The 24,516-nt window shown below is 60.1% G+C and carries 22 protein-coding genes and 1 pseudogene; 15 read left to right on the forward strand and 8 right to left on the reverse strand.

The features are described 5' to 3' along the window. Positions 1-8: 8 nt before the first annotated feature. Together ACFKSJ_RS00120 and ACFKSJ_RS00125 are read left to right on the forward strand one after the other, a co-directional pair. Positions 9-926: pseudogene (locus ACFKSJ_RS00120) on the forward strand (heavy metal translocating P-type ATPase); the annotation flags it as partial. Positions 927-1,138: 212 nt separating this feature from the next. Next, the gene (locus ACFKSJ_RS00125) at positions 1,139-1,639 is read left to right on the forward strand and encodes a flavodoxin domain-containing protein (protein ID WP_440950253.1); all 501 of its coding nucleotides are present in this window, start codon (positions 1,139-1,141) and stop codon (positions 1,637-1,639) included. Between the two features lie 58 nt (positions 1,640-1,697). Here ACFKSJ_RS00125 and ACFKSJ_RS00130 read toward each other — a convergent pair whose 3' ends face one another. Next, positions 1,698-2,522 (reverse strand): DUF6544 family protein, encoded by an 825-nt coding sequence (locus tag ACFKSJ_RS00130; RefSeq protein WP_440950254.1) that lies wholly within the window; start codon positions 2,520-2,522, stop codon positions 1,698-1,700. 66 nt (positions 2,523-2,588) lie between these two features. Between ACFKSJ_RS00130 and ACFKSJ_RS00135 the strand changes: the two genes are divergently transcribed. The 3 genes from ACFKSJ_RS00135 (at position 2,589) to ACFKSJ_RS00145 (ending at position 5,504) form a co-directional block, all read left to right on the forward strand. Further along, the gene (locus ACFKSJ_RS00135; protein WP_440950255.1) at positions 2,589-2,714 is read left to right on the forward strand and encodes a hypothetical protein; all 126 of its coding nucleotides are present in this window, start codon (positions 2,589-2,591) and stop codon (positions 2,712-2,714) included. A gap of 74 nt (positions 2,715-2,788) precedes the next feature. Then, positions 2,789-4,783 carry an SMP-30/gluconolactonase/LRE family protein gene (locus ACFKSJ_RS00140; protein ID WP_440950256.1) on the forward strand — a complete coding sequence of 665 codons (1,995 nt, stop codon included), beginning with the start codon at positions 2,789-2,791 and terminating at the stop codon, positions 4,781-4,783. A 214-nt stretch (positions 4,784-4,997) separates the two neighbouring features. Continuing rightward, on the forward strand, positions 4,998-5,504 hold the full coding sequence (locus tag ACFKSJ_RS00145) for a hypothetical protein (RefSeq protein ID WP_440950257.1): 507 nt from the start codon (positions 4,998-5,000) through the stop codon (positions 5,502-5,504). 1,878 nt (positions 5,505-7,382) lie between these two features. Here ACFKSJ_RS00145 and ACFKSJ_RS00150 read toward each other — a convergent pair. Next, the gene (locus ACFKSJ_RS00150; RefSeq protein ID WP_440950258.1) at positions 7,383-8,348 is read right to left on the reverse strand and encodes a toll/interleukin-1 receptor domain-containing protein; all 966 of its coding nucleotides are present in this window, start codon (positions 8,346-8,348) and stop codon (positions 7,383-7,385) included. 253 nt (positions 8,349-8,601) lie between these two features. Here ACFKSJ_RS00150 and ACFKSJ_RS00155 point away from each other — a divergent pair, with 253 nt between their 5' ends. Both ACFKSJ_RS00155 and ACFKSJ_RS00160 read left to right on the forward strand, forming a co-directional pair. Continuing rightward, positions 8,602-10,323: an RNA-binding domain-containing protein gene (locus ACFKSJ_RS00155; protein ID WP_440950259.1), complete on the forward strand. Its 1,722-nt coding sequence runs from the start codon at positions 8,602-8,604 to the stop codon at positions 10,321-10,323. Between the two features lie 447 nt (positions 10,324-10,770). Then, positions 10,771-11,733 carry a lamin tail domain-containing protein gene (locus tag ACFKSJ_RS00160; RefSeq protein WP_440950260.1) on the forward strand — a complete coding sequence of 321 codons (963 nt, stop codon included), beginning with the start codon at positions 10,771-10,773 and terminating at the stop codon, positions 11,731-11,733. Positions 11,734-11,786: 53 nt separating this feature from the next. Here ACFKSJ_RS00160 and ACFKSJ_RS00165 read toward each other — a convergent pair whose 3' ends face one another. Then, the gene (locus tag ACFKSJ_RS00165) at positions 11,787-12,653 is read right to left on the reverse strand and encodes a zinc-ribbon domain-containing protein (protein WP_440950261.1); all 867 of its coding nucleotides are present in this window, start codon (positions 12,651-12,653) and stop codon (positions 11,787-11,789) included. Between the two features lie 147 nt (positions 12,654-12,800). On the opposite strand from ACFKSJ_RS00165, the gene ACFKSJ_RS00170 reads away from it, so the two are divergent. Continuing rightward, positions 12,801-13,319, forward strand: coding sequence for a hypothetical protein (locus ACFKSJ_RS00170; RefSeq protein WP_440950262.1), 519 nt, complete (start codon positions 12,801-12,803; stop codon positions 13,317-13,319). A 26-nt stretch (positions 13,320-13,345) separates the two neighbouring features. Here the strand turns inward: ACFKSJ_RS00170 and ACFKSJ_RS00175 are convergent, their stop codons facing one another. From ACFKSJ_RS00175 to ACFKSJ_RS00185, 3 genes are all read right to left on the reverse strand, one after another. Then, positions 13,346-13,732: a serine O-acetyltransferase gene (locus tag ACFKSJ_RS00175; protein WP_440950263.1), complete on the reverse strand. Its 387-nt coding sequence runs from the start codon at positions 13,730-13,732 to the stop codon at positions 13,346-13,348. 282 nt (positions 13,733-14,014) lie between these two features. Further along, positions 14,015-14,278 (reverse strand): hypothetical protein, encoded by a 264-nt coding sequence (locus tag ACFKSJ_RS00180; RefSeq protein WP_440950264.1) that lies wholly within the window; start codon positions 14,276-14,278, stop codon positions 14,015-14,017. Between the two features lie 46 nt (positions 14,279-14,324). Then, the gene (locus ACFKSJ_RS00185) at positions 14,325-15,080 is read right to left on the reverse strand and encodes a type 1 glutamine amidotransferase domain-containing protein (protein WP_440950265.1); all 756 of its coding nucleotides are present in this window, start codon (positions 15,078-15,080) and stop codon (positions 14,325-14,327) included. 112 nt (positions 15,081-15,192) lie between these two features. Here ACFKSJ_RS00185 and ACFKSJ_RS00190 point away from each other — a divergent pair, with 112 nt between their 5' ends. After that, positions 15,193-16,299 carry a nuclease-related domain-containing protein gene (locus ACFKSJ_RS00190; protein WP_440950266.1) on the forward strand — a complete coding sequence of 369 codons (1,107 nt, stop codon included), beginning with the start codon at positions 15,193-15,195 and terminating at the stop codon, positions 16,297-16,299. A gap of 50 nt (positions 16,300-16,349) precedes the next feature. On the opposite strand, the gene ACFKSJ_RS00195 is transcribed toward ACFKSJ_RS00190, so the two are convergent. Both ACFKSJ_RS00195 and ACFKSJ_RS00200 read right to left on the reverse strand, forming a co-directional pair. Beyond that, positions 16,350-16,790, reverse strand: a complete 441-nt coding sequence (locus ACFKSJ_RS00195) for a protease inhibitor I42 family protein (protein WP_440950267.1) — start codon at positions 16,788-16,790, stop codon at positions 16,350-16,352. Positions 16,791-16,852: 62 nt separating this feature from the next. Further along, on the reverse strand, positions 16,853-18,214 hold the full coding sequence (locus ACFKSJ_RS00200) for an MBL fold metallo-hydrolase (protein WP_440950268.1): 1,362 nt from the start codon (positions 18,212-18,214) through the stop codon (positions 16,853-16,855). A gap of 109 nt (positions 18,215-18,323) precedes the next feature. Between ACFKSJ_RS00200 and ACFKSJ_RS00205 the strand changes: the two genes are divergently transcribed. The 6 genes from ACFKSJ_RS00205 (at position 18,324) to ACFKSJ_RS00230 (ending at position 24,512) form a co-directional block, all read left to right on the forward strand. Then, positions 18,324-19,721 carry a PEGA domain-containing protein gene (locus ACFKSJ_RS00205; protein WP_440950269.1) on the forward strand — a complete coding sequence of 466 codons (1,398 nt, stop codon included), beginning with the start codon at positions 18,324-18,326 and terminating at the stop codon, positions 19,719-19,721. Between the two features lie 56 nt (positions 19,722-19,777). Beyond that, on the forward strand, positions 19,778-21,799 hold the full coding sequence (locus tag ACFKSJ_RS00210) for a S8 family peptidase (protein ID WP_440950270.1): 2,022 nt from the start codon (positions 19,778-19,780) through the stop codon (positions 21,797-21,799). A gap of 144 nt (positions 21,800-21,943) precedes the next feature. Next, the gene (locus ACFKSJ_RS00215; protein WP_440950271.1) at positions 21,944-22,297 is read left to right on the forward strand and encodes a dihydroneopterin aldolase family protein; all 354 of its coding nucleotides are present in this window, start codon (positions 21,944-21,946) and stop codon (positions 22,295-22,297) included. Continuing rightward, positions 22,269-23,096, forward strand: a complete 828-nt coding sequence (locus ACFKSJ_RS00220; RefSeq protein WP_440950272.1) for a TatD family hydrolase — start codon at positions 22,269-22,271, stop codon at positions 23,094-23,096. Before ACFKSJ_RS00215 ends, ACFKSJ_RS00220 begins: the two co-directional genes overlap by 29 nt. Positions 23,097-23,164: 68 nt before the next feature. Then, on the forward strand, positions 23,165-23,458 hold the full coding sequence (locus ACFKSJ_RS00225; RefSeq protein WP_440950273.1) for a DUF424 domain-containing protein: 294 nt from the start codon (positions 23,165-23,167) through the stop codon (positions 23,456-23,458). A gap of 1 nt (position 23,459) precedes the next feature. Further along, the gene (locus tag ACFKSJ_RS00230) at positions 23,460-24,512 is read left to right on the forward strand and encodes a 60S ribosomal export protein NMD3 (RefSeq protein WP_440950274.1); all 1,053 of its coding nucleotides are present in this window, start codon (positions 23,460-23,462) and stop codon (positions 24,510-24,512) included. Positions 24,513-24,516: the final 4 nt, after the last annotated feature.

Raw genomic sequence — 24,516 nt, forward strand, 5'->3', positions numbered from 1 at the left:
TTGATAAAACCGGGACGCTTACCCTCGGAGAACCCCGGCTTGTCAGTGCGATCCCGTACGGCAGTATGTCTGAGGATACCCTTCTCCGAGATGCAGCATCGGCCGAAAAATTCAGCGAACATCCGATAGGTAAAGCAGTCGCACGGGCCGCAACCCGGCGAAACATGACAATTCCCGATCCTGATACCTGTGAAATTTTACCGGGGCTTGGCGTAAAAGCGCGATCCAGCGGGCGCGAGATCCTCCTTGGACGCCTGAAGATGTTCTCTGATCTGGGGATTTCGCTTCCCAAGGACAGCGAAGAAAAAATCCAGGCCCTCTCCAGTGGAGGACGCACTGTTATTCTCGTGATGATTGATCACCAGGTGAGCGGTTTTCTCATCTTTGAAGATACAATCCGGGAGAATGCCCAGACAACGATTGCGCTTCTCAACCGGGCCGGCATCAGGACAGTACTTGTAACCGGAGACAACCTGGATGCCACGGACCTGGTTGCACAAAAGGTCGGGATCACCGAGATCTATGCCGATGTAATGCCCCAGGAGAAAGTCGGGATCGTAAAGCGCTTCCAGGCGGAGGGTCACCGGGTCGTCTTTGTGGGTGACGGGGTGAATGACGGCCCGGCGCTCGCGACCGCGGACGTTGGCGTAGCGATGGGGCTCGCCGGAACGGATGTTGCAATTGAAACTGCCGATGTAGCGCTATTGTCCGACGATCTATCCAAGTTACCGCACCTGTTTACCATCTCACGCCAAGCGATTCGGACCATCCGGCAGAACCTGTTCTTTGCTGTTGGAGTTCTCGTACTTGCCGTGGGTTTGACCATCCCAGGCATCCTGACGCCGGTTACCGGGGCGCTCCTGCATGAACTGTCGTCAATACCGGTCATCGCCAACTCCGCACGGTTGATCGGATCGAAGGAATGAATCGTGTGGTGAGTTTTTTTGCGCAATGAATGGGCGCAAAAAAATGGTGCACGTACCTGTTTTCCAGAAAGACACAATGAATCCCATGACTTCGGCGATGCACTTCCAGCGCCCCGTCCCTGCCCCCTGCGTCGGCGACCACGATCGCCAGCTCGCCCGGCGGCACCGGTCGACGTCGCATGCTTCACCAGTTCATCCGGGTCAGTATTATCATGCTGAACGTACCAGAGGCTGGTATCATGAAGACGCTGATCGTCTACAAGTCCTATCACCGGATGAACACCGAGAAGGTCGCCAGGGCAATGGCAGCGGCAACCGGAGCCGCCCTGGTGAAGGCCGGCGAGGTCAGGCCTGAGGACCTGGCTGGGTATGATCTGATCGGCTTCGGATCCGGGATCTACGGGGGCAGACACCATAAGGATCTCTTCACCCTCATCGAGAAGATGCCCCTCATGGAGGGGAAGAAGGTCTTCGTCTTCTCGACCTCGGGTGTTCAGAAGGACGAGTTCCACCGGCCGCTCAGGGAGGCCCTGGCCGGGAAAGGGTGCCGCGTCGTGAAGGAGTTCTGGTGCCCGGGCGAGGTCAGCATGCTGGGCTTCAACCTGGACCTGAAGGGAGGGTTGGGATGGGTCGCGGGGAAGAACCGGGGGCGCCCGGACGGGAATGACCTGGAGAAGGCCCGCACCTTCGCACAGGGAATCGTCACCGGATAGGTCCGGGGCCGTCGCCCGTCGACTGCAGCACAGGAGTGCTGCCAGGAATGCCGGCGGATTACAACCCTTTTGCCCGCAGATAGTCCTGCACGTCGACGTTATACGCCACGTCTTCAACGGTGAAGACGGCCCAGGGCGTCCCCTCGTCAAACCAGGTGACCTCGCCGGCAGGGGGGAGGAGGTAGCCGTCGACCATGGTCCACGTCCTGGACTCGGTCAGCCACAGGACCTTCGCCGTGCTTTCGGGGCCCCTGTAGCGCATCGACTCCATCATGCGCAGCAGACCGGTGTCTGGATCGAAGCGCACGATGAACCGTTCCTCCTCCGCTTCAAAGGGGACCACCAGCAAGGCGGTCGCGTTGTCCACCGGTTCCCACCGGACACGGGGATCGGTGAGCAGGATGGACGGGAACCAGACAGACTCGGCCCACATCCCGAGGTTTGCGCCCTGGTTGTTTTTGGGATCATTGTCCAGCACGGCGAAGGGGAGTTCGAAGAGGCTCTTGCCGTCCACGTACCGTTCATTGACCTGCAGTACGGGGATGCCGAAGAAGGTGTTCTCGATGTAGTGGCGATAATTCCTGCCGGCCTCGTGGGTGAAGCGGAACCGTCCCTGCATCGGGATGCCCTTGAGCCGCATGGTGATCTTCCCGGTGATCACTGCCGACTCGATCACCGGGATCTTCTCGCCGTAAAGCTGGCGATAAAAGCGTTCCACCGGGGCCGGCAGGTCGGCGGGCAGGGGGACGGTCTTCAAGGCGGGAACCGAATCCGTGGCCGGCTGGGGATACGCCGGAAAGGACGCCGGCGGGATCTGGAGGCCCAGCCAGCCCACGACCACCACGCCGATGACGACACCGATGAGAATCAACAGAATTTTCATATCACCACGGTGCCAGGTGTGGACGTATCCGGCATATTCTCCTTCGAACGAATCCTTTGATTCTGTATGTACAAAACAATTGTGGTCGACCGGACGGCCGGCTCCGGTTCCCCTCGCGGGTTCGGGGTACCGGTCAGGGGGATGTCTGCCTCTCCCAGGGACGATAGTACACCGCCAGCCAGGAGCGTCTGATTCAGGCGGATCGGGAAAGGCAAGATTTATCGTGAGACTAGACCATGCAAGGGTAATGATGGTGGTGGTTCTGAATGAGATCTTCGTATTTTCCGTATCTATTCTGCGTCCTGCTCCTCTGTAGTAGCGTCCAGGTCGTTTCGGCCGAAGGTGGGTATGGGTACATCACGCAATGGGGCAGCTGGCGCACAGGAGACGGGCAGTTTAACCAGCCCGGTGGTATCGCGGTCGACAGCGCAGGAATCGTATACATTGCCGACACGGATAACCAACGGATCCAGACGTTCGATGCGGATGGGACATTCATCACGAAATGGGGGAACAGCAGGTATGGGAGCACATCGTATCGTTTGGGGGACGGGCAGTTCAACCACCCGGACTCTATTGCGGTCGATACCGGAGGAAACGTCTACGTGACCGACAGGTCCGACAACCGGGTCCAGAAGTTCACCTCGAACGGCACATTCATCACACGATGGGGCATGGAAGGCTGGGGCTCCCTGAACGGGCAATTCATGGGTCCCCGGGGGATCGCGGTCGACGGCGCAGAGAACGTCTACGTCGCTGACTGGGGCAACCACCGGGTCCAGAAGTTCACCTCGAACGGCATGTACATCACGAAATGGGGCTCGGAAGGCTCGGAAGACGGACAATTCGAAGAGCCACAGGGTGTCGCAGTGGATAACGCAGGAAACATATTCGTGGTCGACACCGGAAACCACCGTGTCCAGAAGTTCACCTCGAACGGAATATTCATCGCCAAATGGGGTGGTTCCGGCTCGGGAGACGGACAGTTCGAAGAGCCATCTGGTGTCACCGTGGACAACACAGGAAACGTCTACGTGACCGATACGAACAACAACCGGGTCCAAAAGTTCACATCGAACGGAACATTCATCACACAATGGGGCAGTCGTGGTCCGGGAGACGGACTGTTCGAAGAGCCACAGGGTGTTGCGGTGGACAGTGAAGGAAATGTCTACGTGACCGATACGAAGAACAGCCGGATTCAGAAGTTCACGTCGAACGGCACATTCATCGCCAAATGGGGATATCAGGGCCAAAAAGAGATGCTGATCAACCTTCCATCTGATGTCGCAGTCGACAGCGCAGGAAACGTCTATATCGCCGAAATGGGGGAAAATCAGATCCTGAAGTTCACGTCGAACGGCACGTTCATCACACAATGGGGGGGTTCCAGGCCATCCGGTGTCACTGTGGACAGTGCCGGCAACGTCTACGTGGTTGACATGACCAACAACCGGGTCCAGAAGTTCACGTCGAACGGCACATTCATCACACAATGGGGCAGTTTGGGCTCTGAAGACGGGCAGTTCGACAGGCCATCTGGAGTCACAGTGGACACCGCCGGCAACGTCTACGTCGCCGACAAAGGGAACCACCGGATCCAGAAATTCAATTCAACCGGCGGATTCATCACGAAATGGGGTAGACATGGGATAGAAGACGGGGAGCTTGGCTTGCCATCAGATGTCGCAGTCGACAGCGCAGGAGACGTTTACGTGGTCGACGCTGACCATGTAAAGAAGTTTACGTCGAACGGCACGTTCATCACAATATGGGGTTCGGAGGGGCCGGGAGACGGGCAGTTCTTAATGCCATCTGATGTTGCAGTCGACAGCGCTGGGAACGTGTACGTCGCGGATTCTAATAACGACCGGATCCAGAAGTTCACGTCGAACGGCACATTCATCACGAAATGGGGCACCTATGGCAACGGCGACGGGCAGTTCCGCTATCCACAGGGTGTCGCAGTCGACAGCACAGGGAATGTATATGTCGCTGACATGAGTAACGATCGGATCCAGAAGTTCGCCCCGGTGGGCCCGCCGATAATACCCCCATCAGGAAACGCTCCCCTGGACCTCGACCATGACGGGCTCTATGAGGATATCGATGGCAACGGTGGACGAGAATTTAACGACGTGGTGACCTTCTTCAACCAGATGGACTGGATCGGCGATCATGGACCGGTCGGTGCATTCGATTTCAACACAAACGGCCAGATCGATTTCAATGATATCATCATACTGTTCAACGAACTTTAGGGATTGATGCCGGCCGGCGCATACGAGCCGGCTCCACTTCTTTTTTTACAAAACCTGATCTGTTCCGCTCTGCCGGCGCCCGCCGATCGTAAAACATCGTCGGTCTCAGTCGCCGATATCGAATCGCGAGCGAGGTTAGGTATCTCCCCGTCCATGGTTTCTTGTCGGCCGGTTTCTGCGAGGGGGCAGGGGCCGGCCGCACGGAGTAATCATCATGGGAGATTTCGTAGAGTCAAGTATCACGAAGACTGCGGTCAGAAAGCTGACCGCACCGATCGCGGATATCACCGCGTTCAACAGCATCGTCGCGGGGGTCATCGCCGATAACCCCTGGAACTGCACCGCCTACCAGGTCGGGACCGAGAGTTTCCAGCCGGTCGTCAGGTCGAAGGAGGCCTACACCGCCCGGATCGCCTACCAGGACGGGGACGCCGTCACCGTCGGCACCGTCTCGGCGAAGGCGCCGTCCGTCGCCGGCTTCAATGCGGCCGTGACTGCCGTGCTGGCCGACACCGCACTGCAGACCGCGATGGGAGCGGTGGCCGCGAGCCATGCCGGCGACGACGACACCTTCTCAGCCACGCTGAAGTGCCACGACGCGAACGGGGAGGTCTATACCGTCGCGTTCAGCCGGAGCCAGGTCACGATCGGGTCCTACTCGGACGACGCGATCAGGACCAGGGTGGAGACCTGGGCGGACGGCGTGCCGGCCCTGGCCTGAGTGGGGAGAACCACCTCACCCATTTCACCCCGTTCGTTGCCATCGTTTCCATCTATAGTCGAAAACCTAACTGTTTATACAGTTAGATTTTCTCAAATTCTGGTTCACCGGTAAGGGGAACCGGAAGTGAGAAGAGTCCGGAGGACTCTGCGAATAGTCTTAAACGCATCGAATCCCAAAATGGGTCAATCTCCGACTCCTCTGAGTCTACGATTGACCAGGGATGTTGCGTTCAACACTATAAACTGCACATACCTTGATCAAACGTCGCAGGCATTCGTCATCGGGGCCGCATTGGGGGGCGGTCCCCCTTTTTTCGCTGGTTTCCCGGAGGCCCAAAACCTGATCAACCGGGAACAGTAATAGGTACGTGCCTGCGGGTGTCTCACTGCATCTCTTCTGAAAGCGTGATCTGGTGGAACTGTTCAACGGCCGCAAAGCCGCCCGTCACGATCGCTGAGAGGAGCATAATCTCCATGGGCGTGAGGATGGATCCCCATTCCCGCTGCCGCCCTCCTTTTTCGGAGCTGCGGGGGTATGAGAAATAAGACAATGATCCAGGTGAACTCCCACTCTGGATCGAGGATCTCCTACTGACTCAATCTCTTATATGTTCCAGGATTTTGAAATTGGCTACCTACCGCCAGTTCTGGTCCCGTTGTTGGGGATGCCTCCTCTAGTTTGAGCAAAGGCGGATCTACTTTACAGGTGTTTGGGGTGTGTCATCCCCCCTAGATCGTTTGATTCAAAGTGGCCTTACTCCCTGACCTGCGAAGGGGGCATCTGCTTGGTTCATGCCGGCCGCCTGCCTCCTCTACTCGGAGGGGTTAGGTTCCTTTCTGTCTCAACTTTTCAATCAATGATGAGACCCATTCCCGTGCTTCTTCGGTCTCGTATATTTGCCGTGTCGCTGTGATTTCAAGGATGTCCCCCTCTTCTACACAAGACATAATATTACGATCCTCGAAGACTTGATACCAATAGAACCGATACCAAAAATACATTAGGCCTGTCTTTTTCGGTCAGATATGTACATAACAGAAAGTCCAATTGCCACTACGATCCATATTTGGAGTAAGTTCCAATAGTACCCAGGTTGAACAGCAGCAGTAGCAAAAAGAGCGCAAAATAGCGCAAATGCCGTGAATAGAAACGACACCCCATAGAGGACGTGCCAAAAAACGTGCCAAAATATCTTGCCTATGGCCCAACCCCATCCTTTTGTCATGATCTACCTCGCTGGTGTGTGACCGGGTGGAGGCGAGCTCGGCAGTTCCCCCTCTGGATGTGAATAATCGTGGCCGGAACAGTCCATATTCCAACAGCGGGTGGCTTGTAGTAGTCCTTATCGAGGACCCGCTCGGCCTCCTTCAGGTTTATTGTGCACTTGGGACTTGCTACCAACCCATCTTGGACCTCGGTTCCACAATTGGGGCACTGTGTCATAGAAACATCATGGACAGGATATTGATTGATGCTACTAAGAACCTTGTGAAACGCTTTCCTCAGTTCACTGTGATTGCGTGAACCATAGGAGATGATTCACTGCGACAAACGCGGCCGCCACTATCGCCGCCCGGAGGACCACCTCAAAGTAGTAGACCGGGACCAGCAGTCCCCTTGACCGCTGCGACCGCCGGCACGATCAAGGCGATGTCGACCAGGGCGACGGTCCGCGTGATAGAACGATTCTAGTGGAACGAGATGAAGGGCGGGCCGGCAGGTGGAGGGTTCGATCTGTTCATCCACACCTAAAATATGAGGCTATTCTGGGATTATTCATGACGCAGAACATAAAGATCTTTCTTTTTACCTATTGTCGAAGTGGTATCGAATTTACTGCGGAAAGACAGGTAATGGGAAAAAGTATGTGAATAATTATTTTGATTCTGCCATTCTTTTCAGTTGCGTGGAAATCCTAATTATTGTAATTCCCCCTAAATACTGTCGAATATTTATCAATCTACGACTTGCTAAAACAACGAGAATATTTTCTACAAGTAATTTTTTGATATTAATTTCCTCAACAATTTTATTACTATTTCGAGAATCACTGTTAATAATATGAAAAATGACAGAATCTACCTTTTTTTCATAATCTGGGATTCTAACTCTTGAATATTCTTGAAATCCGTTTGAAGTGATCTGATAAAAGGGAATTTGTCCACTCAATAATCTATCAATCTTAATCAAATTATTTTCTTCCAATATCTCTAGACTTTCATGAAGTTGTTCTCGATTAATATCAAATTCAGAAACCTTATGATAGAGAGTATCTGATCTCCCATCTAATCTCCCCCTCTCAATTGCTTCTTCACATGCTTTCTCAAATATGATACTATCAACACGTGTTAGTGATGGGAAAACAACGATAGGTGCACGAGAATATTTTGGGGATTCTCCAAGTTCTGTTTTTTCAATCGTACCGAATATACTCGCAACGATTCGATTAAATTCATTTTGATAGTCTTGAATGTCTCCTATATCTTGCCATACTGTCGAATACAGACACTCAGGAACTGGGCAATTATCTAGTCTTATTGGGATTATTTTTAAATTTGAATTTATCTTTTTCATCATAGCAGCGTTCAATTCTTCTTTAACCCAAGGTTTTTCAACACTATTTTTTGAGAGGACGATTATGACAGCATCTGCCTCTTTTAATCCCTCCTCGAAGATTTTATCGATTAAACTATCTCCCGGTAACAATTCCCGCTGATCTAGCCAAACCCTGATACCCCTGTTTATTAATTTATTAGAAAAGTCGATGACAAAACGTTCTTTATCCTCACTTGCATGGGAAAGAAATACGTTCGGATGTTTATTGGAAGATTGATTATCCATAGATATTGTTGAATGACTTTGACTGAGATATTATAATCTGTATATGGACTGGGCAACTCAATGAGGGGCTGAAGACATACCGGATATCGTGTCGCTGCCCGGGACTCCTCGTCGGTTCCGTCTCCAGCCTTGACAGGTATGGAGAGCCGGCACCCAGTGAACTCAAACCTTTTCTCTCCACAGTGGCGATATCTATTCGAGACATCACAGCGCGGACTCCTTTGTTCGAGCCGATTGCAGAAGGCGAATTCACATGACCATACCCACCAACGATGAGATCCTTGCCATCCTCGACCAGCTTGAGACGTCATTCGCCGATGATCTCGAGAGTGAGTATCTCGACTTCAAGCGCTGGACCGATGCCAAATCGGGATTGAAGGTAGCCATAGGGTATGCGGCATGCTTCGCCAATGCGGAAGGTGGCGTCGTCGTTTTCGGCGTAGAAGACAAGGTACACAGACGTGAGAAAGCGATTCACGGGGCGAAGAGCTACACCCTCGATACATGGAAGTGTGGTATATTCAACGGAACACTGCCCCATCTTGATGTCGACGTCGAAGAACTCTCTGTTCCCGAAGGAACCGGCAAACTCCTCATTGTCCGGATCCCCAAAGGAGAACACCCGCCGTACGGGACCACAGCCGGCAGTTACCGAAAACGGGTGGGAAAGAACTGCATAGGACTCCATCCGACCGAACACTCCAATGAACGGTACACCGCCGGCATTGTCGATTGGAGCGGCGAGCCGGCAGTCGGTGTTGAGGTGGCTGATCTGGACCCTGTGGAGATCGCCCGTGCTCGTCGTTTTCTTCGCGCAAGAAACCCGGATTCTCTGTTGCTGGACCTGGAAGATGGGGCCTTTCTCAAGGAGATCCAGGCAGTTCGCCAGGGTCATGTGACCAACGCAGGTCTCCTCCTCTTCGGCCGGCCCGATATCATCCGGGACTTCTGCCACCAGAGCCAGGTACACTATGTCCACCAGACCTCCGATACGACCGTCTCCCGGAACGACTTCTGGAATTCTGGCTTGCTTCAGATCATCGAGAACATCGAATCCATCTTCTCAAGTCCAATCAATCCAGAAGAAGAGATCGAGGTCGGCCTCACCAAGATCCGGATCCCTGCCTTTCCCCTTGTGGCGGTTCGTGAGGCGGTGCTGAATGCGGTCACTCACCGTGACTATACCAACCCCGGAGAAGTGCTGATCCGTCAGCTCCCAACCCGGCTGATCGTAACCAGCCCGGGCGGTTTCATCGGCGGTATCACGCCGAAGAACATTCTGACCCATGAGTCCGTCCAGCGGAACCGGACGCTGGCGAACGCATTCGTCCAATTACGTCTTGTCGAATCGGCCGGTGTCGGTCGATCCCGCATCTTTGGATCCATGCTCAACTACGGCAAGAGAATCCCCCAGTATGAAGCCGACGACTACCAGGTCACCCTCAATATCTACGACGGCACCTTCGACCGCCGGATGGCCTCGATGATCGCGGAATGGACCTCGGAAGGGGTGGTGATTGGGCTCTCAGAACTTCTTGTCCTCTCGTACCTCAAGGACAACCCGTATCTTGACACGCAATCCGCCGCAGACCTTCTCCAGGTCAGCCCCGATCAAGCCCTCAGGATCCTCGACCAGATGACGCTGTCCAGTTGGGGCATTCTTGAACGGAAAGGGCATACCCGCATGGCGACGTTCTTCCTCACCAAAAAGGTTGCAAAGGACCTGATCGGGAGAGCAAACTACACTCGGATACGGGGTATCGAGACGACGCAGTTTCCAGCCGTTGTCCGGGAGCATCTCCGCCATCATGGGAGCATCAATAATGCTGAGGTACGCGAATTGTTCAACCTCGGGAACTCCCGATCGGCCAGCGTGGAGGCATCCCGCTATCTCAAAACCTGGTCGGGAGAGGATGGATTTCTCATTCGAGAGGGGAAACCCCCGAATACTCTCTATCGGTTGCGGGATCGCTGAAGTGCAGTATTTTTTGGTGTTACTCTGGTGTTAACACCTTGAGGGCTCTTTTTAAAAATACCGCAAATTGCGGATTAAATTCCAGATAAACGAATATCTGAATGTTTCACGAGTGTTAGCAAAGTGTTGCAGATCTGCAAAACTGCCCATCAGTGATATCCAGGGGCGTTACCCTTTCTCAACCTCTCAATCTGTCATAGAGATACACCGTGTCGCCGTCGCCCCCGCGAACGTGAACGAACGCTTCGCTCCTTCACCGGTCGACGTCCAGCCGGCCAGACTCCCCAGTGAACGAACAGCGGTTCAAGATAGACACCGTTTCGCCTTTCAGGTCCAGGGGGGCGATCGAGACCGGGCCGGACCATGCCGGCCGGCAGAGGGCCACCGGCCATTACCATCACAACCTTTTTTGTCTTACGCAGTGATATTCTCCTTAAATCTGATACCATGCGAACGCTTGTCCTGTCCGGGATCCTGATCCTGCTGCTCGTCTGCCTCTCTCCTGCAGTGGCAGCTGATACCACCCAGACACCCACGGTGAACACCACCACGGTCGCCAATGTCTCCGTCACCCCCACCGAGGTGCCGGCCGTCGTCGACGGGACCAACTTCAACATCCATGTCACCAACCTGGATGTGCTGGCCCAGGCCGTGACCCTCTTCAACACCGGCACCCAGCCGGTCCCGCTGGACAACTGGTATATCACGAACGGCGGGGTCACCGCCATCTACTCGTTCCCGAACTTCACCCTCCAGCCGAATGCGACCGTGACCGTCTACGCCGGCCCCGGCACCGGCACTGCCGCCACCCTGTACTGGGGGATGGACGGCACCGTCTGGAACCCGAACGGGGACTCCGCCACCCTCTTCGACACCCTCGGGACCGTCATCAGTGTCTGCACCGCCATGCCGGTGGGGGTCGCCACCCCGACGCCGGCGCCCACCACCGTCGTGACCACCGTCCCGACGGTTGCGCACGGGGCTCCCCGCTACTATGCAGGGGACGTGATCTGGACCGACTATACCCGGCAGGACAAGTACTGGGTTATCCTGGCCTACGACGCCACCACCGACAAGTACGGCCGTTCGGTCATCCTCCCCAACCGGGACGGGACCTGGGGGCACCTGGTCACCGACGACATCCTCTGGGACGACCGGCTCTATGTCGAGACCTACTACCCGGTGCGGCTGAACCACCTCGACCCCCTGACGATCGTCATCGGGGACTTCACCACCGCAGTCACGCCGACGGTCCAGCCCACGGTCCGGCCGACACCGGACCCCCGGAGCGGGCCCTTCACGATCTACGACATCTTCAAGAAGCCGGCTGATGCGGATTACAAGCGGACGCACCAGACCGGGCCGAAACTGAACTTCATCAGGTGGTACCCGCCATGGGCCCGGTCCTGACCGGGTTCTAAAACTTTTTTAACGCCAAAAAAAAGAGCAGGCATGCCGGCCGGCTACTGGACCGGCACCGACCAGAACCGGGTGGCGGTCTCGTTGATCAGGTCGTATTGCCGGCTGACCACGGCGGCCTGCGTGGAGATCTGGTAGTCGAGCTTCACCTTCTCCTGGTAGTCTTTGGTTTCCTTCGACTGCTGCTGGAGGTCCTGGAAGGCTGCAGAGGCCCGGGAGTACTCCTCCTGTGCGGCCAGGTGATCCTTCCGTGCGTCCAGGAAATCCCTGAACGCCGTGGTGTTGTTGAAACTGAGTCCTGTGTAATAGTACCGGTTCTGGTCGTAGGCGACCACCGCCCCGCTGGACGGGTCGCCGGCAAGCCAGGCCGTGGTGTTGGCGATCGTGCCGTCCGCCCGCTTCGTGCTGTTGTTCACCGCTGCGAGCACCCAGGCCCTGTTCACCTCGTCCCTGGTCGAGATCTGCCCCTCGAGCGCTCCGGCCTGCACATGGGCCGCGACTCCCTTCGCGCCGAGCAGCCCCACCAGCTCGATCGCCTCCTGCCCGGTCTCTTCGAGCGAGGTGTTGTTGGAGGGGTGGGCCGTATGATACTGCTGGAGGACCCCGCCGAAGATCGCCAGGTCGGGCGACTCCTGCACCGGGTGCTGGAGGGAGGCGACGAAGAGGGCCGCCAGGATCACGCAGACGATCACTGCCCCCGCGATGCCGATCGTTCTGATCGGCAGACCCGACCGCTGTGCCGGCCCGGGCTGCGGACCTCCTTTCCGCATGGGAGTGCTCCCGTCCTCGCGTCGCGGCGCCCAGTCCTGCGCGAGGTCGTTCTGATGACTCCCCCCGGCCCCGTTCAAACAGTACGGGCAGAGGGTGACGTTGTCCTGAATCTCTTTTCCACAATGGGTACAGCGTTGCATGGCAGGTCACATTACGATCGATCGTTCGACAGTACTCTCAGGTCTCCGGTACAATGAGTGTTTCGGAAGACCCGGTCCCGGAAGAGGCGTGGGTCAGAGGAAAAACGAAAGCATTAAACCGGCAGTCAGCGTGAAATCCCTCATGTATTGCGGAAAGAGTGGCGTGGTGCGGCACGTACCGGGAACGGGGTGACCGGCGTGACCGAATCGAAGGTGTGCGGCAGCGATGAAGGGAGCATGGAGGCGATGGTGCTGACAGCCTACCTCGACGCGTCCGGCGCCCAGGTTACCGGGAACGTTCAGATCCTCTTTGAGGCAGGGTTTCCCGCGGCTCCTCCTGATGAGGTGAAGAAGGCCGTCGACGAGATGACGCAGATCTGTTCCGACATCGTGGGCGGGCGGATCGGGCCGGTCGTCCAGGCGATCGCACGCGAGACCGGGGTCGTGCCCGGGATCAGGGCCTGGATCTTCTTCGTGGAGTTCAGGTACGCCGACGACCATGGGCGGTGTGTCTGGAAGGTCAAACCGGAGGTGAACCCGAAACTGGTCCTGATCGAGGACGGGCTCGTCACGCAGATCGCAGAGGAGTGCGCGAAGCGGTGCGCTCCGGTGATGACCGACCGGTTCTCCGATTGCGCCGCGGTCAGGACCTGGACGGTCGGGTAAGTCGCCGGCAGTCCTTCCTCTTCTTTTTACGGGTGCGGTCTTCCGCGGTTGCGGATGATGGTTGTCGCCCTGATCATCTGATCAGAGCCGTTCCGGTTGATCGTCACGGCCGGCGCCCCGACGACGGTGGTCCCGGGCTCTGTGATCGACCGGGTCACCACCGCCTTGGCCCCCACCGCGACGTCATCGGCGATCGTCACCGCTCCGACGACCGCGGCTCCCGGGCCGATATAGACGTTATTGCCGAGCCGGGGCCCTTCTGCCCCCGGGTCGAGGGCCGCCCCGATGGTAACCCCGATATGGATTCTGCAGTTCTCTCCGGCCCTGGTCCCCGGGTGGACGACGATCGTCCCGCGGTTGGCGAGCGAGAGGCCGGGTCCGAAGGTCCCGGGGGGGATGGTGAACTTCAACATCAGTCCTGTCAGGTGGAACCGGGCGGTGATCAGTGCGCGGTACGGTGCCCACCACCAGCCCGACCTGCAGTGGCGGTTATACTCGACGGCACGCAGCAGCCGTTCGAACTTCCAGACCTCGTCACCAAAGAGTTTCGGCCGCTCTGTCCGCTTCCCAAGAGCGATTCTGTCTGCTTCGAGATAGAACCGGTATTCATCCTTCGATCTGATCAGACCTGGTCAACCCCCGCACGTGTCTGGATCAGACGTAGGTCGGCAGAGGAAAAAAAGGGTCTGGCAGGATCAGATGAGATCCCTGGAGGTGATGAGCACCCCGGTCAGCCGGCCGATCGAGAGGCCGTCCGGTCCGGGCTTCTTCTCGCCTGAGGATCGGGCGTCGCTCTCCCGGGCCGGCCCCCGGTGGGGCGCCGTCTTTCGCAGTTCCTGGTACCCGGGTTCCGTTCTGTTCAGGTCGGATATTTTGTGGGTATGCATATTCACCTTGCAGTACGGGCAGAGGACCACCCCGGCCTGCACCGTCTTCCCGCATTGTGGACAGATGCTCATGGAGGATCATATGTCCCGATGCGCCCTGGGACGATATACCTTCCTCTCAGAAGAGCGGTTCCTTCTTCTGGTACTCGGCCAGTTTCTTCACAAACGCCCGTCCGAGCCGGTCCGCCGATCCTGGATCCTGCCCGGTCAGCAGTTCGTGGTCCTCGATGACGAACGGTCGCCCCGGGATATGGTTCTGCGCGACGAGGCCGCCGGCCCGTTTCAGCGTCCGGGCGATCGAGAACGGCGGTCCCCCCGGGAGCCGCCTCCAGACGACCCGTGCAGCCCGGTCCTTCCAGTCAGAGGAGCAGGTCATCCGGTATCCCTTGTAGATCCAGGTCCTGTCCTGCGCGATCGAGGGGATCAGGGCGGCCGTCCCGTGACCGATCAGGCAGGTGGGCTTGAATCCCCGGTGAAAATGTTCGAAGAGCGGTTTCATCTGGGGCATGCCGGCGAGGTCTGCCATCGGCGCGTATCCGCCCGGGACGAAGATGCCTGCGTAGTCGACCAGTTCGTCGTCGGTGATCCGTTCGATGGCCAGCGGCCGCGCCAGTCCTTCCCTGGTCTCGACCCGGGCGAGCGCCTGGGTCTTCCGTTCCCCCTTCAGGAAGTTCAGGCTCTGCGGATCGATCGTCGGGGTCCTTCTGCCGGGGGATGCGAAGTCCACCACGTACCCGGCCTTGTGCAGGTGGCCGAGCGGGTCCGAGAGCTCGTTCAGATAGTATCCTGTCTTCAGTACGGTCCCATTCTTCATCCGGAGCTGGTCAGCCCCGGAGAGCACAACCAGCACTTTGCCCCTGTTTCTGCCAGCCATCTGACGATATCCCGGTGAAATATTTGCCATTCCGGTTATAAATACCGACCTCCCGCAAAGATGACAATGTTGATATCGCTCTGCCCCAAACCCCAAACCAGATGATGGTCTGATGGAGTTCCAGGTCTATTATGGCGAGCACCCGCGCTATCGGCACGAATACGACCAGCTGAACGAGGTGATCGACCTGGTGCGGGGATCCGACCTCGAGGGTCCGGTCTTCCTGCTCCACAACTTTCTCCTCGCCAACAGCGAGATCGACTGCCTGCTGCTCTGCAGCCACGGCATGATCCTGCTGGACCTGAAGGCCTATCGCGGGGTGGTGCGGGGCGAGGAGGAGGGGCCCTGGACCGTCACCACGCCGGACGGGGAGGTGGTGACGATGCCGGGGAACCTCTTCCACCAGCTCAGGATCCATCGGAACGACCTCTTCACCAGGCTGAAACGGATCCGGGAGGAGCATCTCTCCCACATCGAGGAGGAGGATCTCCGGAAGATCGATGCCTGGGGGTACTTCATGGCCGGCAGCACCTATCCGGCGGGGCAGGTCGACCGGGCCGTGGTGAAATGGTTCTCGCTCGCGACCAGGGATACGCTGATCGAGCAGGTCCGGCTGGTCCATGCCGGGTATACCCTCAGGGCCGGGGAGATGGTGGCGATCGCCGAAGCGCTCAGGCTCACGCCGGCGGACGCGGTCCCCCTGCCGCGAGAGGAGGAGGGGGACGAGCCGGTGCCCCGATCGTCTCCGGGTCCGTCGGGCGTTCCCGCCGGACTCGGAGGGGAGCAGTTCCTGCAGCGGATGGACGCCCTTGTGGAGCGGATGGAGGCGATCCCGGCGGCCCTGGCCCGGCTGAACGGGCGCGAGCCGGCCTGCGATCCCCCGACCCCCTCAGCCCCGTTCGCCGGCGGGTGTTCGGACCGGGTCCTGCCTGACGAGTCGCAGGGGCCGGTCGCGACGGCGATCCGGCAGTTCATCTGCACCGAGTACGTGGCGCCGGCCCGGGCCGCCGGGTTCACCACCTTCGCGGTCACCTCGGGAGAGGTGCATACGAAACTGGGCCTCTCTGAGAGCATGGCCCTGGTCTGTGGGGTGCTCAGGGGGCACCGGCTCGAGGAGACCTGTCAGATCGAACTCCTCGAAGAGGTGCGGCGGGTCAGGGTCCGGACCAGCAGCGCCTCGAACCGGTTCATCTTCCGGGTGCTGCCCGACCGGGGATGACGGAGGGGCGATCTCAAAAAAAGGGATTCTTCTCCTGTCGGAGATTTGGTTCAGGTCACGGTGATGAATTCGGTGAACTGCCTTTCATTCCCGGTGACCGGCTCCCACGGGCGCTTGTAGACGGCTGAGAAGGTCTGTTCTCCGGCTGATACGCCCCTGACCACCCACTGGTGAGTCCCGCCGGCTCCGACCCGGTCCGCGCTCGTGCTGTCAGGGATGTAGGTGTTGTTCTCGATCGCGAGCCCTGAGGAGAGGGTGACGTTCCAGGCATACCCGGTCGTCGGGTTCTCCTGCAGTTCGATGGTGGTGGTCGTGCCGGCCGGCAGGGTGATCGATGTGGTGTTCTTCTCCCCGGTGATCGTCCCGGTCATCACCGGCAGGGAGCTGTTCGCCGGTGCCGTCGTCGTGTTGTTCCCGCTCTGGCCGGTGCATCCGGCGGTCAGCAGCAGGCCGGTGACCAGCAGGGCCAGCATGAAAGTCGCGCTCTTCATGGCAGAACCGTGGGTCTGAACCAGAGATAAGGCTGCCGATGCCCATTCCGGAGGTCGACGTGTCAGCGTTTCACCGGTAAACCGGCCTTCATCCAGCCGCCGAACCCCCCGAGCAGGTTCACCACTCTGGAGAACCCGCGGGCGACCAGGATGCTGGCCCCCAGGCTCCCCTTGTACCCGACATCGCAGTGGATCACGATCAACCGGTCTCTTGGAAGCGTGTCCAGGTGTGCGGGGAGCTGGCCGATATAACTGTGCTGCGAGCCCTCGATCCACCCGGCCTCGGTCCGGTTGTTGATATCCCTGACATCGAGGATCAGCAGGTCGGGGTCGGCGAGGCGGCCGGCCAGGTCCTGCGGGCTCCAGGTCTCGATCGCTGCGATCGGGTTTCCGCTCCCTGACCACGCAGAGAAACCGCCGGCCAGGTACCCGGCCACATTGTCGTACCCGAGCCTCTGGAAGGTGCGCACGACCCGGTCCAGGTCCAGGTTGAAGTCGTCGACCAGGACGATCGGGTCGGTGTAGTTCAGCATCCAGCCGGCATAGGCGGCGATCCCTTCCCGCCAGATGTTCAGAGAGCCGGGGATATGCCCTGCTCCAAACCCGGTCGGCGACCTGATGTCCAGGACCCGGGCGCCTCTCTCCTGGAAGGCCTTCACCGCTGCCGGCGTCAGCGGGGCCGGTGACCGGGAGGCCGGGAGGAGCGGGGGGCCGTCGCGGTTCAGCCGCTCCATCATCGAGAAGTACGGCGGGATATAGGTCCGCTCCTGCACCCTTCTGGCGACGAACGCATCGTTATCCAGCGCGAGGAACGGGTTGGTCCCCTTCTCGTACCCGAGGGTGGTGAGCGGGTGGTCGCTGATATGCCCCCCGCAGACCGATCCCGCCCCGTGCGCCGGGCAGACGATCACCCCGTCGCCGAGGGGGAGCAGCGCTTCGTGCAGGCTCCGGTGCATGAGGGCCGCGGCCCCGGCCGTGTTCCCGGTCAGGTCGACCCTGCCGACCGATCCCGCGAAGAGCAGGTCCCCGGTGAAGACCAGGTACGGCCGGTCGCTGACTGCCCGGTCGGTGACGACGATCGAGATGCTCTCCGGGGTGTGGCCGGGGGTCTTTCTGACGGCCAGGGAGAGGGAACCGATCGAGACGACCTCGCCGTCCTTCGCTGGCACGCCGTACCGGAAGTCCAGGTCCTCGCCATGGTGGATCGTCGCCCCGGTCCGGGCGGCCAGCTCGACCGAACCGATCACGTAATCCTCGTTCCGGTGCGTCTCGAAGATGTCGGTGATCGTCTGTTCATGGGCCTCTGCGGCGGCGATATAGACCTCGCAGTCCCGTCGCGGGTCGATCACGGCGGCCTGCTGCCCGGACCCGATCAGGTAGGAGTAATGGGCGAGCCCCTCGGCAACGAACTTTTCAAGTATCATCTCTTCACCTCTGTCAGCGTGAGACGATGCAGTTCGATAGTATTTAAATCTGCCAATGATCCGGTCTGCTGGCCAACCTATTTCATTTCCTCCTGCCAATCCTCTTCTGATGATATACCCGCGAGCCGGCTGCTGGTCGATCCTCTTTCTCGCTGCACTCCTCTCCCTGCTCTTCGTCCCCCTGGCTTCGGCAGACCTGGCCGGTTCGCTGACGATCACCTCCCAGCCCCCCGGCGCCCAGGTGCTGATCGACGGGGCCCCCCAGGGGGCGACGCCGGTCAATGTCTCGGACGTCCCCTCCGGCCAGCACCAGGTGAACCTGACCCTGCCCGAGTACCATGACTGGTCTGTCAACCAGTACGTGTCGGCCGGGCAGAACTCGGTGATCACGGCGTCGCTCTCCCCGGTGCTGAAGAACGGTCTGCTGACCGTCACCTCCCGTCCGCAGCCGGCCTCGGTCTATGTGGACGGCACCTACCGGGGGATCACGCCCCTGACCTTCGATGCCGGGGCCGGCACCCACCAGCTGACCGTGACCGCCACCGGCTACGACCCGGCCATCGCCACCGCCCAGGTGCCGGAGGGGGGGAGTTTCAGCATCGAACTGCAGCTGAACGAGACCCCGACCACCGGTGCCCTGCTGATCGGTGCCGTCCCTGCGAACGCAGCGGTGGTGATCGACGGTGTCGGGTACGGGGGCGCCGATCACCTGATCGAGGCGCTCCGTCCCGGGAGCCACCAGCTGCTGCTGAAGGCCGACGGCTACCAGCAGTACCAGACCGACATCACCATCACGGCCGGCCGGACCCTCTCGGTCAATGCGACCCTGACCCCCCTCCAGCAGCGGGGTTCGCTGAACGTGACCTCGGTCCCCTCCGGGGCGTCGGTGACGGTGGACGGCGTCTACCGGGGTCTTTCCCCGCTGGTGATCCCCGACCTCTCCTCAGGCATCCACCGCCTGACCGTCGGTGCGGACGGGTACAGCGACCAGTCCGTCCCGGTGCAGATCCGGGCCGGCGAGGAACTCCCGTATACGGCCAGGCTCGTCCTGCGGACGGTCGCGACCGGTGCGGCCTCTGAAACCCGGACGCCCGGTCAGCAGACCGCCGCCACCCAGGCCGCGACCGGTATGCTCCGGGTCTCGACCACCCCGATGGATGCGAACATCACCGTCGACGGGATCTACCGCGGGGTGGCCCCGCGGACGATTCGGGACCTTCCGGTCGGGACCCACCAGGTCGTCCTCTCCCGGGAAGGCTACCAGGACCTGTCGCGGTCGGTGACGGTGACTGACGGACAGACCGCGGTGCTCGAGGTGACCCTTCTCAAAGCCGGCACCTCCCAGACCGGCACATCCGGCGCCGGCACCGGGTCGGGAACTGCCTCGCCGTCCCAGGTCCCTGCCGCCGCCACCACCCGCCAGTCCGGACCTGTCGGGGTCCCCGTGCTGCTGGCAGGTCTCCTCCTCGCCGGGCTGCTCCATCGGCGAGGCGATCCGGGAGCATAAGTATAATCAGGGTTCAGGTGCAGGCAGTAGATGGTATACGATCTGCCGAGGTCTCCATGTCTCCTACATCCCATCCATCCCGACCGGATCGGTTCTGCAGGGTCTCCTCCCTGCTCTGCATCCTGACGCTGCTCATCGCCGTCACGCTCCTCTCCCCTGCCGCCGCGGCGTCGCTCTCTGAATCCTCTGGAGTGCAGGATCCGCTCCTGCAGACCAGCGACGACCTGGCCTCGTCCGCCCTGGCAGAGCGGTCGATCGAAGAGATGGAGCGTACAGCCTCCGCTGTCGATCAGATCCCGGGAAAGGGAAAGATCGCCTCTGACCTGCTGAACTCCCCGCAGATGCAGCGGCAGGGACTCTCAGGGGAGGAGGGGGACGACGCAGGGCCGGTCCTGGTCTACATCACGCTGGTGGCCGGGGCTCCCACGTCGTTCATCGATCCCCTGGTCGACGGGGTGGTCGACCGGGACGAGGAGCATCACCTGGTGGCGGCCTCTGTCACCGGATCGGAACTGACGTCGCTGGCTGCCAATCCCCTGGTGAAGGGGATCAGCAGGGTCGGCGCACCGCTGGTGAGTGCCGGCCGGACGGTCACCTCCGGGGACACGGTCCTCAAGGCCGACCAGCTCAGGGCGCAGTATGGGGCGTCCGGGGCCGGCGTGAAGATCGGTGTCATCTCCGACGGGGTCAAGGGGCTTGCCGAGGCCCAGGCCACCGGGGACCTGCCGGCCGATCTCCACCTCCTCTCCGCCTCAGACGGGGGAAACGAGGGGACCGCCATGCTGGAGATCATCCATGACGTGGCACCCGAGGCGACCCTGTACTTCCATGAGCACGGGTCCACTGTGATCGCCTTCAACCGGGCGGTCGACACCCTGGTCGCCGCCGGGTGCACGGTGATCGTCGACGACATCTGCTGGCCCAAGGAGCCGTTCTTCGAGCAGGGGATCGTCGCGACCCACATCTCCTCGGTGATCGCCGGAAAGCAGATCATCTACGTCTCGGCCGCTTCGAACTATGCGGACCAGCACTACCTGGGCGCGTATTATAATGGTGGCGACAACTTCCATGACTTCAGCGCCGGCACCTCGGTCCACCGGAATATGTATGTCGACCTGCCGGCAGGGACCGGGGTGTCGGCGGTGCTGCAGTGGGACGACCGGTTCGGCAGCTCGGGGAGCGATTACGACCTCTACTTCGTCGATGCCGTGACCGGTGCGGTCCTGGACTGGAGCACCTACCGGCAGGACGGGGATGACGATCCCATCGAGACGATCGAGTATCAGAACACCGGGTTCGAGACGATCGAAGGGGAGTTTATCATCAGGAACTACCGGGGAGAGGCCCCGGCCAGGACCCTCGACCTCTTCGTCTACCCTGACGACGACGCGACGATGTACACCAACAATGTCAACCCCGAAGGCTCCATCTACGGCCACCAGGCGGTCCCGGACGTGGTGACGGTCGGTGCGGTCAGGGCCGACGGCGTCAAGAGTATCACGATCGAACCGTTCTCCTCCCGCGGGCCGGTGAGGCTGGTCTATCCGTCGCCTCAGACGATCGTCAAGCCGGACATCTGCGCCCCCGACCGATCGGCCGTCTCCGGGGCCGGGGGGTTCGAGAAGATCTTTGTCGGGACCAGCGCCTCGGCCCCCCATGTCGCGGGGGTCATCGCACAGGTCTGGGGGCTGCTCCCGAACCGGAGCGCCGGTGAGATCCGGACGGCCCTCTACGCATCGGCGATCGATCTCGGTGCTTCTGGCAGGGATACCGTCTACGGGTACGGCCTCGCCGATGCCGTGCAGATGTATGCGGCCGCCGGCGGCGGGACCGTCGTGCCGCCGGTGCAGATCGTTCCGGTTACGCCGGCCCCGACGGTGACCGTGCAGCCGTCGGCCTCCCCCCAGTCCTCCCTGATCACGCCGTTCCAGAAGAGCAGCCCGTTCGGTCTGCCGGGGGCGACGTCGTTCGGGACCTCCACCACCGGCACCTCCTGGTCGGCCCCCGTCCCGGCGGCGTCCGGGGCGTCTGCACCCTCTGCTCCCAGCTTCGTTCGGTGGTATCCGTGGGGCCGGTGATGTACCGGGTCCTCCCGATTCCGCTTCCCCCTGGTGGGTGAACCAGGATCAAACCGATCTCCGACCTGTTTTCCGTCTGCACGTGGTCAGGGGCGGTGCGTTCAACACTATACTTTTAATGTCGATCGCTCCCCAGTACACGGTATGAGTACTGATCGCGAACAGGCTGCCTTTGAGGCAGGGATCAAACTCGGGGCGCTCTATCACCAGTGGGTCGGTACCCCGATATCAGTGCAGACCGCTTCAGGCGTCGAAGCGGTGATCGAGCAGAGTGTCGGCCTCCAGCCCTTTGTCGAGCAGATCGATGTCACCCTCGACCGCTCCCTGATGAATGCGAATGCATTCGGGTACACCGAGCTCGCCGGCCTGATGTTCGATGTGACGATCAGGACGAAGGTCGGCGCCACCACCTGTGTCGCGGCCTTGAGACCGGAGAACGGGTATCCGTTGATGAGGATTGTGAGCTGTGATGAAGAAGAGCCCCTTTCCGATCACTGACGACCATATCCATATCCATCCCGGCACCGGTCGCGGTCTGGAGGCCGCGAAGGACTTCCAGAAGAGCGGCGGGACCCACATCTTCCTGGTCTCCCTCCCGTCCTGGTCGTACGGGATCGTCCCCGGGAAGGGCGAGGACTACCGTCCGGTCTTCGAGGCGACGCTGAAGACCGCCGCTGCGATCCGGGAGCTCGGGCTGACGGTCTACCCGGTGCTGGGGATCCACCCGGCAGAGATCACCTACTTCTCAGAGATCAGGACCGAGGGGGAGATGGCCGCCATCATGCAGGCCGGCCTCGACCTGGCCGCCCGGTACGTCGCCGACGGATCGGCCGTGGCCCTCAAGAGCGGCCGGCCCCATTACCCGGTCGGTCCCGGGTGCTGGGACCTCTCGAACGCAGTCCTCGCCCATGCCCTGGAACTCGGCGGGGCGTGCGGGTGTGCGGTCCAGATCCATGCAGAGACCGGACCCTGCACCGACGTGGTCCAGATGGCGGAGCAGGCCGGCATGGACCCCGGCCGGGTCGTCAAACATTTCGCCACCCCCGATACGCCGCTGGCCCCCTCGTTCCTCGCCAGGGACGAGATCATCCCGGCACTCTGCCGGGAGGGGCGGGCCTTTACGATGGAGAGCGACTACATGGACGACCCGGCCCGGCCAGGGGCGGTGATCGGTCCCCGGTCGGTCCCCCGGATCACCACCCGGCTGCTGGCCGGCGGTGCGATCACCGGGGAGGACGTCCATCGGATCCACGCCGAAACCCCGTCCCGGGTCTACGGTGTCGAGATCGCCCTCTGATCCCGGGATCTCTGCCAGGGGCCATTACGCTCATCTTTTTATCCTCTCCCTGAAGATACGTGAGTACAATGTATTTGAAGATTCATCGGATTCCTGGTAGCGGGGATGTAGTTGCGGTCTGTGATCGCGAACTGCAGAATCAGGTGCTGACCGATGAGGGGCGGGAGGTGCGGATCCACGAATCGTTCTACGGGAACCGGCTCGTCGATGAAGAAGAGGTGCGGGCGGCACTGGATGGTGCAAGCAACATCAATCTGATGGGTGAGCGGGTTGTTGCCATTGCAATCAACATGGGACTGCTGGAACGGTCTGCCTGTATATTTATCGGCAGCGTACCACATGCCCTGATCTATAGAGTCTAACATGGAGATCGATATACGAGAACAGTTCTGCCCCCGCTGTGGAGAGCCGACCGAAAACGGCCTCTGCCGCAGGTGCAAGATGATGGAGACCGAAGCGTTCACCTGTGACGAGCGGGTGATCCACACCTTCTGTCCGTCATGTGGAGCCGTGAAGAACAACGGCAAGGTCTGGAGCGACAGCGACCGGGAACGGGAAGAGGTCGATCGCGAACTTGCGCTGAAGGCCGTTCACCTTCACCCCGACTTCCGGGATGGAAGTTTCGATCTCAGGGTCAGGGAGATCTCGGTGAACCGCTCCCTGGCGGTGATCGGGATCACCGGCACGCTGTACGGATACCCGGTCCAGGGCGAGTGCAGGGTGGGGATCAGCTGGCACAAGGAGCAGTGCGACCGGTGCAACCGGATCAGCGGCAGTTATTACGAGGGGATCGTTCAGATCCGGGCCCAGGACCGGCACCTGACCCCGTACGAACAGGAGGCCGCGGTGCGGCTGGCCACCACGATTGAGGACGAGCTGCTGGAGTCCGGCGACCGGCTCTCGTACATCTCGCAGCTCGAAGAGACCCGCGACGGCGTCGACGTGATCGTCGGGTCGCAGCATATCGGGATCCTGATCGTGCAGGCGCTGATCAACCAGTTCGGCGGCCGGTATACGACCCATCCGAAGCTGGTCGGCGAGAAGGCCGGCCGGGCCCTGTACCGGATCACCTACCTGGTCAGGCTGCCCCGGTACCGGCATGGCGATGTGATCGACGTGGCCGGCCAGTACTTCCAGGTGCAGAGTTCTGAAGGAAAACGGCTGCAGGTGACCGACCTGCTGAACGGCAAGGTCCGGACGATCCGGGAGGACGAGATCAGCCGCGAGATCGGCAACGCCAGTTCTGCCATCGAGGCGCTGGTGGTCTATGCCGACGGTGGGGTGATCGGACTGATGGACCCTGATACCTGCAAGACCCTCGAGGTCCCGCTGGTGGACTGGCGGCGGCACCGGATCGAGACCGGGGACCAGGTCAGGGTGCTCCGCGACCGCGATCTGCTCGTCCTCGTCGGGTGAGATG

It is taken from the genome of Methanosphaerula subterraneus (assembly GCF_052055875.1).
Taxonomy (GTDB): Archaea; Halobacteriota; Methanomicrobia; order Methanomicrobiales; family Methanospirillaceae; genus Methanosphaerula; species Methanosphaerula subterraneus.

Excerpts from the sequence above, each read along its gene's own strand:
- ACFKSJ_RS00230 (WP_440950274.1), top strand. The coding sequence starts at position 23,460 with ATGGAGATCGATATACGAGAACAGTTCTGCCCCCGCTGTGGAGAGCCG.
- ACFKSJ_RS00125 (WP_440950253.1), top strand. The coding sequence starts at position 1,139 with ATGCTGAACGTACCAGAGGCTGGTATCATGAAGACGCTGATCGTCTAC.
- ACFKSJ_RS00205 (WP_440950269.1), top strand. The coding sequence starts at position 18,324 with ATGATATACCCGCGAGCCGGCTGCTGGTCGATCCTCTTTCTCGCTGCA.
- ACFKSJ_RS00180 (WP_440950264.1), bottom strand. The coding sequence starts at position 14,278 with ATGAGCATCTGTCCACAATGCGGGAAGACGGTGCAGGCCGGGGTGGTC.
- ACFKSJ_RS00210 (WP_440950270.1), top strand. The coding sequence starts at position 19,778 with ATGTCTCCTACATCCCATCCATCCCGACCGGATCGGTTCTGCAGGGTC.
- ACFKSJ_RS00200 (WP_440950268.1), bottom strand. The coding sequence starts at position 18,214 with ATGATACTTGAAAAGTTCGTTGCCGAGGGGCTCGCCCATTACTCCTAC.
- ACFKSJ_RS00175 (WP_440950263.1), bottom strand. The coding sequence starts at position 13,732 with ATGTTGAAGTTCACCATCCCCCCCGGGACCTTCGGACCCGGCCTCTCG.
- ACFKSJ_RS00155 (WP_440950259.1), top strand. The coding sequence starts at position 8,602 with ATGACCATACCCACCAACGATGAGATCCTTGCCATCCTCGACCAGCTT.
- ACFKSJ_RS00135 (WP_440950255.1), top strand. The coding sequence starts at position 2,589 with ATGTACAAAACAATTGTGGTCGACCGGACGGCCGGCTCCGGTTCCCCT.
- ACFKSJ_RS00220 (WP_440950272.1), top strand. The coding sequence starts at position 22,269 with ATGAAGAAGAGCCCCTTTCCGATCACTGACGACCATATCCATATCCAT.
- ACFKSJ_RS00225 (WP_440950273.1), top strand. The coding sequence starts at position 23,165 with ATGTATTTGAAGATTCATCGGATTCCTGGTAGCGGGGATGTAGTTGCG.
- ACFKSJ_RS00130 (WP_440950254.1), bottom strand. The coding sequence starts at position 2,522 with ATGAAAATTCTGTTGATTCTCATCGGTGTCGTCATCGGCGTGGTGGTC.
- ACFKSJ_RS00215 (WP_440950271.1), top strand. The coding sequence starts at position 21,944 with ATGAGTACTGATCGCGAACAGGCTGCCTTTGAGGCAGGGATCAAACTC.
- ACFKSJ_RS00165 (WP_440950261.1), bottom strand. The coding sequence starts at position 12,653 with ATGCAACGCTGTACCCATTGTGGAAAAGAGATTCAGGACAACGTCACC.
- ACFKSJ_RS00160 (WP_440950260.1), top strand. The coding sequence starts at position 10,771 with ATGCGAACGCTTGTCCTGTCCGGGATCCTGATCCTGCTGCTCGTCTGC.
- ACFKSJ_RS00185 (WP_440950265.1), bottom strand. The coding sequence starts at position 15,080 with ATGGCTGGCAGAAACAGGGGCAAAGTGCTGGTTGTGCTCTCCGGGGCT.
- ACFKSJ_RS00150 (WP_440950258.1), bottom strand. The coding sequence starts at position 8,348 with ATGGATAATCAATCTTCCAATAAACATCCGAACGTATTTCTTTCCCAT.
- ACFKSJ_RS00140 (WP_440950256.1), top strand. The coding sequence starts at position 2,789 with ATGAGATCTTCGTATTTTCCGTATCTATTCTGCGTCCTGCTCCTCTGT.
- ACFKSJ_RS00145 (WP_440950257.1), top strand. The coding sequence starts at position 4,998 with ATGGGAGATTTCGTAGAGTCAAGTATCACGAAGACTGCGGTCAGAAAG.
- ACFKSJ_RS00190 (WP_440950266.1), top strand. The coding sequence starts at position 15,193 with ATGGAGTTCCAGGTCTATTATGGCGAGCACCCGCGCTATCGGCACGAA.
- ACFKSJ_RS00195 (WP_440950267.1), bottom strand. The coding sequence starts at position 16,790 with ATGAAGAGCGCGACTTTCATGCTGGCCCTGCTGGTCACCGGCCTGCTG.